Below are 14,354 nucleotides of genomic sequence, written 5' to 3' on the forward strand. Positions count from 1 at the left end.
ACTTCCCATTTAACGGCATCCCCTGACTCCCGAGCACCCCTCAAGGGGTGGAATCTCCCGGATTATGGCGTCATATCACCGGTGACCACGAACACCAGACCCTCGCCGTCGAACTCGACCGACCCGGGTTCACCGGAGTACAGAAGCGAATGTCCCGCAGAGATTTCGTGGGCCTGACCCTCCGATTCGGGAATCCTGGCGGTCACTCCGCCCTCGGCCACGAGCACCACGGAGGTGCCTCTGATGCGGCGGCGAACCGCATGTTTGCGATGCACTTGGAACGCGACCAGGCTCAAGCTGGCATCCCACAGGGGGTAGTCGACCGAGCCGTCCGGGCTGAAGTCAGGGTCCATGATCTCGATCGGAGTTTGCTGCGGCGCCAGGACGGACAGCAGCTCGGGCACGTCCATGTGTTTCTCGGTCAGGCCCGCACGCAAAACGTTGTCCGAACAGCCCATGATCTCCACGGCGGTCCCGGATACATAGGCGTGCAACTGCTGGGGAGGGGTGTGCATGGCCTGCCCCGGGTACAGGTGGACCAGATTCATGCACAGGGCCACGAGCATCCCGGGGTCCCCCGGGTAGTGATGATTGAGCAAATCGATGAGGTAAACCGCCCGCTCCAGCTGGGTGGCCTTGGGGCACAGTGTCACAAAGTCGTCATCGGCTTCGGGCAGGTGCGCCAACCGGGTCCCCCGCAGCCGCGCCGCCGCATCCACACAGGCGCGAATGGAGTCCGCGGCATGCTCGTCAGAGAGGGTCAGCGCGGCACGCAGGCTGAGGGTTGGTTGGCAGCCCACGCGAGCCAGTCCAGGCGAAGTTCGTGAGCAAGTTCACGCAGTTCCGCTCCGGTTTGCTGCCCCGCGAGAAGCCACATGCTGGTGAGCGCAACCACAGTTTCCGGCTTGGCGCGGTCGTCCTTGTAGTTACGACTCGGGGAATCCAGCGGAACCTGTCGATCATTGTCCCGCGCAAAGCCGGCCTGTGCCTGCCGGGTCGAGGGGTGCACCTGGATCGATAAGGGTGCCGCGATGGCCAGAATTTTCAGCAAGAACGGCAGATCGGGCAGAACTTCCGCCAGGCTCTTGGCCCGTTCTCCCATGTCAATGTGGGAAGGCGCGCTCGGATGCGCTCCCATCCACAGTTCGGCCTCCGGCTGGTCGCTGGGGACAGGCCTACCCTGCATGGTGGCCAAAACCGATCGTGAGCCCCACGCGTAATTCTGAATCGGATTGTCCATCCGAAAGAACTCTGCCATGCAGATCATCCAACCACAGCGCGCTTGAGGATTCGTGAGGGCTTCGTCCGCTCTTTCGCCCTCCTCACGTAGAATTCGGCCTTGTGACCATAGATCTTTCTTCCTCGTTCAAGGCCTACGACGTGCGCGGCATTGTGGGCTCCACCATCACTACGGACAGCGTGCGAGCCACCGGAGCGGCCTACGTGGACGTGCTCGGTCTGGCCGGCACCACCGTGGCCGTGGGCGGCGACATGCGCCCCTCGTCCCCGGAATTCATTGACGCATTCGCACAAGGTGCCATGATGCGCGGCGCGGATGTGATCAAGATCGGCAACATCTCCACCGATGAGTTGTACTTCGCGTGCGGCACGCTCAATTGCGCCGGCGTGACGTTCACCGCAAGCCACAACCCCGCGGCCTACAACGGCATCAAGATGTCCATGGCCGGCGCTGTCCCGGTGTCCTCGGAGACCGGGCTGTTCGAGATTCGCGACCTCGCCCAGCAGTACCTGGATTCGGGCGACATCCCGCAGGCGGAGCAGCAGGGAACCGCATCCAGCCGGGACGTGCTCGCCGATTACGCTCGCTACTTGCGTGAACTGGTCGACCTCAGCGGGATCCGCCCGCTCAAGGTGGTCGTGGACGCCGGCAACGGCATGGCCGGTCTCACCACGCCCGCCGTCCTCGGCGATGCCGAGCTTGAGGCGCTTCCCCTGGAAATCGTGCCCCTGTACTTCGAATTGGACGGCACGTTCCCCAACCACCCCGCTAACCCGCTCGAGCCCGCCAACCTGGTCGACCTGCAGGCCGCGGTGCGCGAGCACGGTGCGGATATCGGATTGGCCTTCGACGGGGACGCTGATCGCTGCTTCGTGGTGGACGAGCGCGGCGAGCCCGTCTCGCCGTCGGCCATTGCCGCCATCGTGGCCGAGCGCGAAATCGCCCGGGCCCAGGCGGAAGGCAACGAGCAGCCCGTGGTCATTCACAACCTGATCACGTCCAAGGCCGTGCCGGAGCTCGTGGAGGCCAGCGGTGGCCGCGCCGTGCGAACCCGCGTGGGCCACTCCTTCATCAAGGCCGTGATGGCTTCCGAGAAGGCGGTGTTCGGCGGCGAGCACTCCGCGCACTACTACTTCAAGGACTTCTACAACGCGGACACCGGAATGCTCGCGGCCATGCACGTGCTGGCGGCCCTCGGCGAGCAGCAGGGCACGCTCAGCGATCTGATGGAACGCTACGACCCGTACGTAGCCTCCGGGGAGATTAACTCGGAAATCGAGGACAAGGCGGCCGCCGTGGATCGCGTGCGGGCTCACTTCGCCGAACAGGATCCGGCCGTCACGGTCGAGGACATGGACGGCACCACCTTCACCCACCCGGGCGAAGCTGGTGGTTCAACCTGCGCCCGTCCAACACCGAGCCGTTTCTGCGCCTGAACGTGGAGGCGCCGGACACGGCCACCATGGAGCGCGTGCGGGACACCGTGCTGGGCCTGGTGCGCCAGGGCTGACGTCCGCACCCACTGTCGAGACGCCGACGGCGCGCACGAGAATTCTCGTGCGGCGCCGTCGTACGTGATGCTCGGTGTCAGAACAACGAGGTGAGGCTCAGGAATCGGCCTTGCGGGCCTCGTCGTGGAGCATCCACTGGTCGGGGCCGAAAATTTCGTAGTGGATGTTTCGGCCCGGGACACCCTTTTCGATGAGCTGCGAGCGCAGACCCTTCATGAAGGCAGGGGGCCGCACATGAACGCGGTGGTGTCCTGATCGAAGTCCAGGTCCACCTCCGAAATGTTCATGAAACCCTCGTAATCGCCATCCCCGGGGGTCTCCATCCACGTGATCATCCGACCGTTGGGCAGGCTGTCCACAAGACGCTCCATGATCTGGCGACCCGGCCAGCGATCCTTGGAATGGTCCGCGTGCAGCACGGTGACCTTGCGCTGGGAACCCTCTTTGGCCAATCGGTCCAAGAACGCGACGATCGGAGTGGTGCCGATGCCGGCGGAGCCCAGCACGAGCGCGCCGTGCCCCTCGTCCAGGACCACGTCACCGTAAGGGTTGGAGATCTCCAGGACATCGCCCACGTTGATGTCCTCGTGCAGGATGGGCGTGACCTCACCCTGCGGATCCTTGCGGATCACCACTCGGCGGTGGCCCTCCTGCGAAGGAACCAGGGTGAACTGGCGGGGCTGGCGGATGCCGTCCTTCACCTTGACCTGAATGGTCACGTACTGACCGGGGATCGAGCGGGTCAGCGGGGTGTCATCCGCGGGTTCGAACTCGAACGCAACCACGCCCTCAGCGATGTCCTCCTTGGAGATCAGCGTGAACGGCGCGAACATCACGTCATTGGCCTGCTGACCGTAGAGGCCCTTCTCGAGCTTGATCAGGCATCCGCCATGAGCCAGTAGACCTCGTCCCATGCGGCCACGACCTCGGGAGTAGCGGCGTCGCCCAGATCAGCGGCGATGGCGCCGAACAGGTGCTCGTGAACGGTGGGGTACTCCTCGGGCAGCAAGCCCAGGGACGCGTGTTTGTGAGCCACGCGGGAGAGCACCTCATCCGGATAGGAGTCCGGATTATTCAGCAGGTGAGAGGCGAAGGCCGCAATGGAGCCAGCCAGAGCCTGCGGCTGCGTGCCGTTCTTCTGGTTGGAGCGGCTGAACATGCCGTCCAGCAAATCGGGACGGGCGTTGAACATGGACTTGTAGAACTCAGGGGTGATCGCGGGGATCCGTTCGGCGATGACACCAATGGTTTGCTCAATAACGGGACGAGACTTCTCAGACAGCACGGCTGCTCCTCAGGTTGGAAACCTTGCGCTATGCAATCTAGCAGCTCAGATACAAGTTATGTAGCTCTCACACCAGGGCATCGCTCGGCGGGGCCAGGCCGATAGTGACCGCCACCCTGCCGGCCTGACGTTCATTGACGAGATCGGCGATGGTCACGGCATCCAGTTCGCAGTAGAAGGCTTCCCGGGCCCGAGCAAGCGCCGCGCGAAGCTTGCATCCGTGGTTGAGCGGGCAGGACGCCTCATCCGCCTCGCACTCGACAATGGCGGTATTGGCCTCGAGTTCCCGCAGCACGGAACCCAGACTCGCAGCGAGTCCAGATTCGGTGAGACTCACGCCGCCGGCGCGACCGCGCTGGGAGGCGAGCAAACCCATGGAGCGCAGCTTGGCCACGGTCTTGGTCACGTGGTGATAGGGGGCCCGACACCCTCAGCAATGCGCTGAGTGGACAGCAGAGTGCCCTCAGGCAGTCCGCCCATCAGGAGGAGCACCCGCAGGGCGATGTCAGAAAAAGCGGTCAGCTTCACGATTCGGCCCCTTCAGTGGTTACGGATTCATTAAACGCTGCCAACCTAGGAATAACTGTTACTTACTGCGGAAAATTCCCGTTCGTCGAGTCGTCCCCCATTTAGCTGACACCTCATTGCACTATGGTCCACACTTGTGTTTTTCCCTGGGCGGCCCTGTTACCCGCTCGTATACTGGAAAAGCTGCAACCCCCCGGGCTTGGGGGTCCAGGGGTGCGACAGCAGGCTGGAACCAATTCAGTAGGGGGATTCAGGTCATGGCCTTTTCACTGTGGCCTTCTCGCAAGACACGTGTCGAAGACCGGCCTATCCAAACGCCTGTCGACGCACCACAAACATCTAGTAGGGAGACAATCGATATGTCCCAGTTGGACAACTCCATTCAGGAACTGTTGAGCATCGAGGGCGCCACCGGCGCCGCCGTGGTGGATATTTCCAGCGGCATGGCACTGGCCTCCGGCGGCAACCCCGGCTTCGACCTCAATGTTGCCGCAGCCGGTAACTCCAACGTGGTCCGCGCCAAGCTGCGCACCATGAAGGACATCAACCTTCGCGGCGAGATCGAGGACATCATGATCACCCTCGAGAGCCAGTACCACCTGATCAACGTGCTCAACACCGAGGAGACCAGCGGCCTGTTCGTCTACCTCGTACTCGACCGCAACACCGCGAACCTCGCACTCGCTCGTCACAAGCTGAACACCGTGTCCAAGCGCGTTGCTATCTGATCCACCCCAGAATTGGTGAACCCGGGATTATCCACCCGGACCGTTCACACGACTGCGGCCCGTACTGACAAGTACGGGCCGCAGTTCTTTTTTGTTTGTGTCTTGGTGAGCAGCGTGAAGATCGTGAAGCGCACGGAGGACCCCGCAACACACGTCAGGTACCTTTAGAACCCTTCCAGCAGCGAGTTGAGGCCCTCTTGGCCCACCAGATGCATGGGAGGGTTCTAGCGGCCCTCTAGGTGCGAGGTGACGCGACAGAACCGACGTGAGGCGGCGGCGTCGGCCACCGGACGCCAGGTACCGCCCTAACGTCAGTCGTGAGCGGGAGTCTCCTGCGGGACGTCCTGGGCAACGCGCCGTTTGCGCACCGCTCGCGCGGGCAACTCCTCGCCCGTCACGGCCGCCATCAAGGTGTCCTCGGTGGCTTGGTCGTTGAACTGTTCGCTGACGATCTGCCCGTCGCGCATGACCAGGATCCGGTGGCACCACTGGAGCAGCTCGGACATCTCCGAGGAGATCAGCAGTACTGACGTGCCCTTGGACGTCAGGTCCGTGAGCATCTCGTAGATGTCGCCCTTAGCGCCGATATCGATGCCGCGCGTGGGGTGGTTCAGGATCAGGATGTCGCAGTCGGTGGTCATCCAGCGGGCCAGCGCAATCTTCTGCTGATCACCGCCGGACAGCTTGCCCACCTGACCCTGAATGTCATGGGTCTTGATGTGCAGGGCCTTCACCTGGGCGACCACTTCGCGCAGCGCGGTGACCTCACGAATGAATCCGGCGTCCGGGTCCGGGTCGTCATTGCGGAGCCTGCGGGCCACGGACTCCTCGTGGGCTTCGTTCAATTCGTCGTCGTTGTCGGACAGGTAACCGATGCCGAGCTCCACGGCATCCTGGGCCGAATTGATCTTTACGTCCTTGCCGGACACCTGAAGCTGGTCGTACGAACCGGGGTGAACACCCACCAGAGCACCGACCAGCTCGTTCATGCCGGCTCGGCGAAGCCCCGTGAGGCCCAGGACCTCTCCGCGCTTGAGGGTGAGGTCCACGCCGTTCAGGCCGCTGTCGGTGCTCAGGCCACGGACGGAGAGTGCTTCATCCTCATGATCATGACCGCCCGGTCGATCCCGCTCGGGGAGCTCACGTTCCAGCATGGAGAACACGATCTGATCGGCACCCACTTCACGGGGCACGAATTCTTCCTTGATCGCGCCCTCGCGCATGACCACGATGCGATCGGCCAAGGAGCGCACCTCGTCGATTCGATGCGTGATGTAAATGACGCCGCGGCCCTGGCTAGCCAGCTGACGCGTGATTGCGTGAACCGTGGCCACCTCGTGGTCGTTGAACGTGGCGGCAACCTCGTCCATGAGCACCAAATGAGGGTCTTCCATACGAACCCGCAGCACCTCTACCAGCGCCTTCTCAGCGCGCATCAGAGAGGAAATGTGGGCCTCGGGGTCCAGATCCGCCCCGGAGTCCCGCAGCACTTCTCGTGCGCGCTCCAACAGCGCTTCACGGTCTCCGTGGGCTCCTCGTTCGAACCCCGCGATGGCTTCGGCCACCGTCAGGGAACCGTTCATCGCGAAGCGCTGCTGCACGGCACCCACGCCCGCAGCCCGGGCGTCCTGTTCATTCTGTGGGGCAAAGTTGTCCCCACACAGGGTCATGGTGCCGCCGTTAGGGCGCGCGAGCCCGGCAAGCAATGAAATCAGAGTGGATTTACCCGCGCCGTTTTCCCCTACCAGGCCAACAATCTCTCCGGCCCCCACCGTGAGATCGATACCCTTCAGGCTCGTAAATGAGCGTGATTCTTGGTCAGACCGGTGACCTGCAAAATGTTTTCCAAGGACAGCCTCTCCCCTGCTATTCCGCGCGGTCTCATCTTTTTCCATAACGGAGTTTCCCCGAACGGACCGCACAGTAGCTAACTAAAACACACATGGAAACGCCGTGCACGCCACTCATGTCATGAATAGCGTGCACGGCGTCACTACATATGGGGACACTTCCCGTTAGGGCGTGTCCGAGCAGGTCAGGAGCTCTTGAGGCGCTCCTCCAAGCCGGCGCGCTGTTCCAGGATGACCTCCGGAACGTCACCGAGCTTGTGGAACCACTCGTCGATACCGGGCAGCTCACCAAGCCACTCGTCCTTGTCGACGCGCAGGGCGGCGTTGAGCTCTTCGTCGGAGATCTCCAGGCCGCTCAGGTCCAGATCCTCCTTGGTGGGAACGATGCCCACGGGAGTTTCCTGACCGCCGGCAGTTCCCTTGAGGCGCTCAACGATCCACTTGACCACGCGCGAGTTCTCGCCGAAGCCGGGCCACGCGAAGCCACCGTCTGCGGTGCGACGGAACCAGTTCACGTAGTAGATCTTGGGCATGGCGTCCTCGCCAACGCGTGCGCCGGTGTCCAGCCAGTGCTCCAGGTAGTCATTGGCGTTGTAGCCGATGAACGGAAGCATGGCCATGGGGTCGCGGCGCACCACGCCCACGGCACCCTTGGCGGCTGCGGTGGTCTCAGAGGACAACGTGGCGCCCTGGAAGACACCGTGCTCCCAGCCGAAGGACTCGGACACCAGGGGAACAGTGGTCTTGCGGCGACCACCGAAGATGATGGCCGACAGCGGCACGCCTTCGGGATCGTCGTACTCCTCGGCCAGGATGTCGACCTGCTTGATGGGAGTGCAGAAACGGGAGTTCGGGTGCGCGGCCGGGCGGCCGGACTCCGGAGTCCAGTCGTTGCCCTTCCAGTCGGTCAGGTGCTCGGGAACCTCGTCGGTCATGCCTTCCCACCACACGCCGCCGTCATCGGTGAGTGCCACGTTGGTGAAGATGGTGTTACCGCGTGCACACCGCGCATGGCGTTGGGGTTGGTGGACCAACCGGTGCCCGGTGCCACACCGAACAGGCCGGCCTCGGGGTTGACCACGCGAGCCTGGCCGTCCTTACCGAAGCGGATCCAGGAGATGTCGTCGCCGACCATCTCGGCCTTCCAGCCGTCGATGGTGGGCTCAAGCATGGCGAAGTTGGTCTTACCGCAAGCGACGGGAACGCCGCAGCAATGTAGCGGGAATCGCCCTCGGGATCGGTGACCTTGAGGATGAGCATGTGCTCGGCCAGCCAGCCCTCGTCGTGAGCAATCGCGGAAGCGATGCGCAGCGCGTAGCACTTCTTGCCGAGCAGCGCGTTGCCGCCGTAGCCGGAGCCGAAGGACCAGATGGCGCGGTCCTCGGGGAACTGCACGATGTACTTGGTGGTGTTGCAGGGCCAGGGGACGTCTTCCTCGCCCGGCTCGAGCGGAGCACCCAGGGAGTGCAGTGCCTCCACGAAGAAGGCGTTGTCGCGAGTCATCTTGTCCAGCACCGGGGTGCCGATGGTGGCCATGATGCGCATGGAGCACACGACGTAGGCGGAGTCGGTGATCTCCACGCCGTACTTGGGGTCCTCGGCATCCAGGCTGCCCATGACGAACGGAATCACGTACATGGTGCGACCGCGCATGGAACCGGTGAACTTCTTCACCAGGGTTTCCTTCATGACGGCGGGGTCTTCCCAGTTGTTGGTGGGACCGGCGCCCTTGGGCGTCTTGGTGCAGATGAAGGTGCGTTCCTCGACACGGGCCACATCATCCGGATCGGAGAAGGCGGCGAAGGAGTTGGGGAACTTCTCCTCGTTCAAACGAACGAAGGTGCCGGCGTCCACGAGCTCGGTGGTGAGCTTGTTCCACTCTTCTTCGGAACCATCGGCCCAGTGAATGGCGTCCGGCTGGGTCATTTCCGCCATCTCGCGGACCCACTCCAACAGTCGCGGGTGCGTGGTGGGTGCGTTGTCGAGCGCTTCACGCACAGCCTGATTGAGTCCGGTCGATTCGGTGCTTGCAGTGGTGTTGTCAGCCATTGACATGTCTCCTCGTTGAGGCCGTCTTGCCGCGCCCATGGTCGGCGATGCTGCTGCCCGTCGATCAGGCTCTCAACGACATCGTTGGATCTGATCCCGGGGGACTAGCTCCGGCAGGGTTTTGCGTGTCTCCAGAGTCTATCGCGGCCAGGCCGTGTCCCGTTGAGGGTTACATCACACCGGTAGCAGGCGTATCGAATTTTGCACTTGGGCAGGACCGGTGTAAGTTATTACCCGTTGCAGCCGAGCACATCGGTTGTTGCAAATGCGCCCGTAGCTCAACGGATAGAGCATCTGACTACGGATCAGAAGGTTGGGGGTTCGAATCCCTCCGGGCGCACCAAGTGGAAAAGCTCCGTATCGGTTTCGATGCGGAGCTTTTTGCTTGCCTTCCCCCACTGCTTAGGTGTTCTTCTCGTGGCTGCTTCCCCTCGCTCCTCCTTGCGCTCCACAGCGCTCGCGGCTCTCGCATTGATCGGGGTCCTCGCTGGTTGCGCCCCCGTGGATGCACCGCCTTCCCCTGGCCCGTCGGCGGCTACGAGCGAGGCGACGTCGTCGGCGGTCTCGAGTACGACGCCGCCCGCGCCCGTTCCCGAGCCCAGCGAACCCACGCCGTCGGAGATCCCGAGGCCGAGGCCGAAAACAGCGAGGCGAATCAGAGTCCCGCTCGTGCTGCGCTGGGCGAGCTGCCCGTGAAGGGACGCGCCCCCAAGACCGATTACTCGCGGGAGCAGTTCGGCGTGCGCTGGGCTGACACGGACCGTAATGGTTGCGACACACGCAATGACATCCTGCGTCGTGATCTCACGAACGTGGCCGTGGCTACGGGAACCCAGGGATGCAAGGTGCTGTCCGGCAATCTGACCAGCCCCTTCACCGCTGCCCACGTGGACTTCGTGTCCGGCGCGCAGACCAGCGCGGACGTGCAGATCGATCACGTGGTGGCCTGTCCGACGCATGGCAGAAGGGTGCCCAGAATCTGAGCCCCGACCAGCGCGAGGAATTCGCCAATGACCCTTTGAACCTCCTGGCCGTGGACGGTGCCAGCAACTCGGCCAAGGGAGACGGTGACGCCGCCACCTGGCTGCCGCCGAACAAAGAATTCCGATGCGAGTATGTGGCCCGACAGATCACGGTGAAGCAGCGGTACGAACTATGGGTCACGGACGCGGAGAAGCACGCCATGGACCACGTGCTCAGCCAGTGCCCGGATCAGCCGCTCATCACCGCTCACGTGGTTCCGGAACTACTGAGGCACCGGCCGCCCCCGCTCAGCCGACCCCTCGCGAACCCGAGGTTGTGGAGCCTCCTATCTCGCAGGCCCTTCCCATTCCGGCACCTCCGGCTCCGGCACCGCCTGCACCTGCACCTCCCGCACCCCCGGCCCAGGCCGACGTCTATTTCCCAAGGTGCGCCGACGCCCGTGCGGCGGGCGCCGCCCCGCTCTACGCCGGCCAGCCCGGCTACCGCGCAGGTCTGGACGGCGACGGTGACGGTGTGGCCTGCGAGCCTCGCCGCTGATTTCCTGGGGCTGCTCTCGACAGTCCGCCCACCGAGTGGTTGTCTGATCACTGAACGGGGGCAGCCCGCCTCCATCAGTACAGAGGAGCACCCCGTGATCACTGGAACCCTGGAAACCATCGACGGTGCCGAGAACATCGTGCTGACCCGTGATGTACCCGCCCCCATAGAGAAGGTGTGGGATGCCTTCACCGTGTCCGACCAGCTGGCCTGTGGTTCGGTTCGTGGAGCGGAGACCCGGAGTCCGGTGAGGTGGAGGTCAGCATGGCCTTCGAGGAAGAGGCAGGATCGGAACCGTACGTGATCGTCGCGTGCGATAAACCCCGCCATCTGCGCGTACACAACCTCCATGAGGATCCCGCGCAGATCTGGACCGTTGACGTGCAGTTCTCCGAAACCGAGGGCGGCACACACGTGAAGTTCGCCATGCCGCTACCGCCGGGCATGGAAGTGAAGTACGTGGGCGCGGGTTGGGAGTACTACTTGGACCGCATGGTCGAGACCGTGGAAACGGGTCAGGTCAGCACCAAGGAGTGGCCACCTTACGAAGCGCTCATGGTCGAGTACGAGGCCGAACTCGGCTGACCCGCTGATAAAACATCGTCAGCCGCGCGGCACCTCGAAGTCCACCAAGCGAGCGTCGCCACCGTCCAACTCTGCCCAATCCCCCGGGACTTCCAGCACGGCGATTCCCGACGTCGGAAAGCCACCGGAAACGTCCATCATCGCGTCCGTATCGGAATCGCGCGATGCCAGGCGCAGTACCGTGTCCAGCACACCGGCATGTGCGCGACCACCAACAGCGTCCGCACGGTTTCCGGGGCATGATTGATCGCGGCAATGATGGCCGTTTCATGAGCGTTGTACAGCTCATCCACCAGCTGCGGTGTGGGCGCCTTCTCCCCGAGTTCACTGCACACCCACGTGACGGTCTGGCGCGTCCGCAGCGCGGAGGACACCATGATCATGTCCGGGGTGTACTGCTGCGCAAGCCACTCCCCCGCCGCGGCGGCGTCATTCGCGCCTCGGGGCATCAGGGGACGGTCATGATCCAGTGCACCGGGCGGGTAATCCGCCTTCGCGTGCCGCATGATCACCAGGTGCTTCACATCGTGGCGTGCCATACCCACCAGTCTGGCACGCTCCCTCGCCTGCCTTAACCACGCTGACGCCGCCCGGTCGCCCTTGTGAGGCGAGCGAGCGGCGTCGTCGTGATTGAAAAGCTACGAAAAAATCAGATCGAGTATTCGGGAGCTGCCCACACGACCACTTCGGGGTGGTCGTAGAAGCGGTAACCCTGACCGCGCACGGTGCGCACGGTGTTGGCCAGGCGGCCGAGCTTCGACCGCAGGCGACGCACGTGAACATCGATGGTGCGCTCGGAGGGGACTTCCTCGGCGTCGTCCCAGAGGTTGTCCAGCAGCTCGAGGCGACCCACGGTGCGGGTGCCGTTCTCGACCAGGTAGTTGAGGAGCTCGAATTCGCGGTGCGTCAGGTTGAGCAGATCACCGTCCAGGAAGACCTCGCGGCGGGACAGATCAATCAGCACGCCTACGCGCTGGTGGTCGATGGTGGAACCCGAGGCCGGAGTGGGCAACGGAACCATGGGCTCGATCACGGGATCCGCACAGGTGGGATCGCCCAGTGCGCTGCGCACGACCTCGAGGTCGGTGCCCTCGGCGTTGATCGGAGCGAGCGCGACGGCAGCATAGGAATCGGACTCGGGGACGAGCTGGTTGATGTGATTGCGCACGTCCTGCACCAGCTGCACCAGGTTGATACCGCGATCCGCTGCAGCCTGCTCATCCACGCCTACGTAGATCACGAACGCGAGCCTCGGTGGGCTGCTGCTCAGTGACGGAATGGCGTTCCAGGCGAGCGTCCTGCGACTGATCTCCGGTGAGCGAGCGCAGGGTGCGATAGTCCTCGACGGAACCTGCCACGCGATGTGGCCCCCGCGAACGCATGACGGCCTGCGCGGCGCTCATGCGATGCCGCTGAGAAATGTGGACGTAGCCCGGTGCACCTGACATGTGAGTATCCCCTGCCTCGTGAAACACCGAATCCGTGAGTTTCCTGGAAGCGGTGTACTCAACATCGTGTGTGACAACACGCGGACTGGCAAGTAACAAAGCCGCACATTTCTCACATAATGAGACAGGGTGCCTTAAATGTAGTCCAAATCACATTTGGAGGGCCCTTGCCAGCAGGGCAACACAAGGCCAACCGTTCCCCCAAAAGCGCAGAAAACCGCGCATTCCCGGGTTTTTGATTCGGAGCCTGAGCGTATGAATCAGAATTTTCGATCCGTGTCAAGAACCCGGGACGCGCGGTACCACTAAGTTGGGAAATGCCCCGATGAAGGACGTATCAGTCCACCACTCCGTACAGGCGATCTCCGGCATCTCCCAAGCCGGGCACGATATAGGCGTTCTCGTCCAGACGCTCGTCAATGGCAGCCAGCACCAGGTTCACCTCGGCGTCACCGAGTTCTTCTTCGAGCTTGGCAATACCCTCCGGTGCAGCAGGAGGCACACGCAGGTGATCTGCTCGGCGCCGCGGCGGTACAAGAACTTGATGGCTTCGCGCAGGGTGCCACCGGTCGCCAGCATCGGGTCCAGGACGTACACCTGACGACCGGTCAGATCCTCGGGCAGTCGCTCCGCATAGGTGATGATGTCCAGCGTTGTGTCATCCCGGGCCATGCCCAGGAAGCCGACCTCCGCGGTGGGGATCAACCGGGTCATGCCTTCGAGCATGCCCAGGCCCGCGCGAAGAATGGGGACGACCAGCGGGCGGGGGCGGGACAGACCCACACCCTGGGTTTCTGCCACCGGAGTCTGAATGGTGATGGGTTCCACCCGGACCTCGCGGGTGGCCTCGTACGCGAGCAGCGTGACGAGTTCCTCGACCAATTGTCGGAACACGGGTGAGGGTGTCGACTTGTCGCGCAGAACGCTGAGCTTGTGGGCTACCAGGGGGTGATCCAAAACGGTGACTCGCATACGGTCAAACTAGCACCGGCCGCCGAATTTCAGCCCTGAGCGGGGCCGGGCCAGCACGATGTCATGTGTGAAATTTCCACCCGTCGTAGGATGCGTGGCCTATCGTCGATACGAAAGACTTGAAACCAATCGCACTGGTACATCAGCTGAAGCCCCCGAAAGGAACAGCCTCTTATGACGGCTCCGGTCCTCGAAACCGAGAATCTGGTCAAGATATATGGCAGAGGGGAAACCAGGTTCGACGCTCTCAAGGGCGTGAACCTGCAGATCAACGAGGGCGAATCCGTAGCCGTTGTTGGTAAGTCCGGTTCGGGCAAATCCACCCTCATGCATTTGCTCGCTCTGCTTGACGCCCCCACCCACGGCGTCGTGGCCCTCAAGGGTCAGCCCACCAACAACCTGGACGCCAAGCAGCTCAACGAGCTGCGCAACTCAGCGTTCGGCTTTGTGTTCCAGCAGTTCTTCCTCACCCCCAACCAGACCGTTCTGGAAAACGTGACGCTCCCCCTCAAGATTGCCGGCGTCCACGCTGCAGAACGCAAGCGTCGCGGCATGGAGGCACTTGAGCAGCTGGAAATGGCGGACAAGGCCTCCAACAAGGCAACGGATTTGTCCGGTGGTCAGAAGCAGCGCGTGG

13 protein-coding genes, 1 tRNA gene and 6 pseudogenes are annotated in these 14,354 nt (G+C 63.1%); 9 read left to right on the top strand and 11 right to left on the bottom strand.

Going from position 1 to position 14,354, the window contains the following annotated elements; all coding sequences use genetic code 11:
• Positions 1-62 precede the first annotated feature (62 nt).
• Together YO9_RS0103240 and YO9_RS0103245 are read right to left on the bottom strand one after the other, a co-directional pair.
• Positions 63-800: a cupin domain-containing protein gene (locus YO9_RS0103240; RefSeq protein WP_016996222.1), complete on the bottom strand. Its 738-nt coding sequence runs from the start codon at positions 798-800 to the stop codon at positions 63-65.
• Positions 761-1,258, bottom strand: a complete 498-nt coding sequence (locus YO9_RS0103245; protein WP_223286029.1) for a type I phosphomannose isomerase catalytic subunit — start codon at positions 1,256-1,258, stop codon at positions 761-763. Before YO9_RS0103245 ends, YO9_RS0103240 begins: the two co-directional genes overlap by 40 nt.
• Positions 1,259-1,341: 83 nt before the next feature.
• Here YO9_RS0103245 and YO9_RS0103250 point away from each other — a divergent pair.
• A pseudogene (locus YO9_RS0103250) lies at positions 1,342-2,750 on the top strand (phosphomannomutase/phosphoglucomutase).
• Between the two features lie 97 nt (positions 2,751-2,847).
• Here the strand turns inward: YO9_RS0103250 and YO9_RS0103255 are convergent.
• The 3 genes and pseudogenes from YO9_RS0103255 to YO9_RS20505 all read right to left on the bottom strand — a co-directional run bounded on the left by YO9_RS0103255 (position 2,848) and on the right by YO9_RS20505 (position 4,564).
• Positions 2,848-4,036, bottom strand: a pseudogene (locus tag YO9_RS0103255) (globin domain-containing protein).
• Positions 4,037-4,103: 67 nt separating this feature from the next.
• On the bottom strand, positions 4,104-4,442 hold the full coding sequence (locus tag YO9_RS0103260) for an RrF2 family transcriptional regulator (protein WP_317259727.1): 339 nt from the start codon (positions 4,440-4,442) through the stop codon (positions 4,104-4,106).
• The gene (locus YO9_RS20505) at positions 4,439-4,564 is read right to left on the bottom strand and encodes a hypothetical protein (protein ID WP_317259728.1); all 126 of its coding nucleotides are present in this window, start codon (positions 4,562-4,564) and stop codon (positions 4,439-4,441) included. Before YO9_RS20505 ends, YO9_RS0103260 begins: the two co-directional genes overlap by 4 nt.
• A gap of 359 nt (positions 4,565-4,923) precedes the next feature.
• Here YO9_RS20505 and YO9_RS0103265 point away from each other — a divergent pair, with 359 nt between their 5' ends.
• Positions 4,924-5,292: a roadblock/LC7 domain-containing protein gene (locus YO9_RS0103265; protein WP_016996225.1), complete on the top strand. Its 369-nt coding sequence runs from the start codon at positions 4,924-4,926 to the stop codon at positions 5,290-5,292.
• Positions 5,293-5,603: 311 nt separating this feature from the next.
• Here the strand turns inward: YO9_RS0103265 and YO9_RS0103270 are convergent, their stop codons facing one another.
• The gene (locus tag YO9_RS0103270) at positions 5,604-7,187 is read right to left on the bottom strand and encodes a sugar ABC transporter ATP-binding protein (protein ID WP_223286030.1); all 1,584 of its coding nucleotides are present in this window, start codon (positions 7,185-7,187) and stop codon (positions 5,604-5,606) included.
• A gap of 140 nt (positions 7,188-7,327) precedes the next feature.
• Positions 7,328-9,191, bottom strand: a pseudogene (locus YO9_RS0103275) (phosphoenolpyruvate carboxykinase (GTP)).
• A 267-nt stretch (positions 9,192-9,458) separates the two neighbouring features.
• Here YO9_RS0103275 and YO9_RS0103280 point away from each other — a divergent pair.
• From YO9_RS0103280 to YO9_RS16580, 6 genes and pseudogenes are all read left to right on the top strand, one after another.
• Positions 9,459-9,534, top strand: a tRNA-Arg gene (locus YO9_RS0103280).
• 148 nt (positions 9,535-9,682) lie between these two features.
• Entirely contained in the window at positions 9,683-10,174 is a 492-nt protein-coding gene (locus tag YO9_RS16560; RefSeq protein WP_223286031.1) for an HNH endonuclease family protein, read from the top strand.
• Positions 10,171-10,317, top strand: a pseudogene (locus YO9_RS19605) (GmrSD restriction endonuclease domain-containing protein); the annotation flags it as partial. The gene YO9_RS16560 and the pseudogene YO9_RS19605, both read left to right, overlap by 4 nt.
• A 77-nt stretch (positions 10,318-10,394) precedes the next feature.
• Complete coding sequence (locus YO9_RS16570) at positions 10,395-10,712, top strand: excalibur calcium-binding domain-containing protein (RefSeq protein WP_223286032.1); 318 nt, start codon at positions 10,395-10,397, stop codon at positions 10,710-10,712.
• Positions 10,713-10,806: 94 nt separating this feature from the next.
• The gene (locus tag YO9_RS16575) at positions 10,807-11,016 is read left to right on the top strand and encodes a hypothetical protein (protein WP_223286035.1); all 210 of its coding nucleotides are present in this window, start codon (positions 10,807-10,809) and stop codon (positions 11,014-11,016) included.
• Positions 10,977-11,297, top strand: coding sequence for an SRPBCC domain-containing protein (locus YO9_RS16580; RefSeq protein WP_016996228.1), 321 nt, complete (start codon positions 10,977-10,979; stop codon positions 11,295-11,297). The genes YO9_RS16575 and YO9_RS16580 overlap by 40 nt, the downstream gene beginning before the upstream one ends.
• A gap of 18 nt (positions 11,298-11,315) precedes the next feature.
• Here YO9_RS16580 and YO9_RS0103295 read toward each other — a convergent pair.
• From YO9_RS0103295 to upp, 4 genes and pseudogenes are all read right to left on the bottom strand, one after another.
• A pseudogene (locus YO9_RS0103295) lies at positions 11,316-11,836 on the bottom strand (SixA phosphatase family protein).
• A gap of 110 nt (positions 11,837-11,946) precedes the next feature.
• Positions 11,947-12,537 (bottom strand): winged helix-turn-helix domain-containing protein, encoded by a 591-nt coding sequence (locus YO9_RS0103300; protein WP_016996229.1) that lies wholly within the window; start codon positions 12,535-12,537, stop codon positions 11,947-11,949.
• Positions 12,515-12,745 (bottom strand): hypothetical protein, encoded by a 231-nt coding sequence (locus YO9_RS21290; protein WP_223286033.1) that lies wholly within the window; start codon positions 12,743-12,745, stop codon positions 12,515-12,517. Before YO9_RS21290 ends, YO9_RS0103300 begins: the two co-directional genes overlap by 23 nt.
• Before the next feature lie 337 nt (positions 12,746-13,082).
• A pseudogene (gene upp / locus YO9_RS0103305) lies at positions 13,083-13,717 on the bottom strand (uracil phosphoribosyltransferase).
• A gap of 174 nt (positions 13,718-13,891) precedes the next feature.
• Between upp and YO9_RS0103310 the strand changes: the two are divergent.
• Positions 13,892-14,354 (top strand): ABC transporter ATP-binding protein (locus YO9_RS0103310; RefSeq protein WP_016996231.1); only part of this gene is annotated, 463 nt, incomplete at its 3' end.

The organism is Kocuria atrinae C3-8 (genome assembly GCF_000286355.1).
GTDB lineage: Bacteria > Actinomycetota > Actinomycetes > Actinomycetales > Micrococcaceae > Kocuria > Kocuria atrinae_A.

Coding starts and splice junctions, on each gene's coding strand:
- YO9_RS0103245 (WP_223286029.1), bottom strand. CDS start 1,258: ATGGCAGAGTTCTTTCGGATGGACAATCCGATTCAGAATTACGCGTGG.
- YO9_RS0103265 (WP_016996225.1), top strand. CDS start 4,924: ATGTCCCAGTTGGACAACTCCATTCAGGAACTGTTGAGCATCGAGGGC.
- YO9_RS0103270 (WP_223286030.1), bottom strand. CDS start 7,187: ATGGAAAAAGATGAGACCGCGCGGAATAGCAGGGGAGAGGCTGTCCTT.
- YO9_RS16580 (WP_016996228.1), top strand. CDS start 10,977: ATGGCCTTCGAGGAAGAGGCAGGATCGGAACCGTACGTGATCGTCGCG.
- YO9_RS21290 (WP_223286033.1), bottom strand. CDS start 12,745: ATGTCAGGTGCACCGGGCTACGTCCACATTTCTCAGCGGCATCGCATG.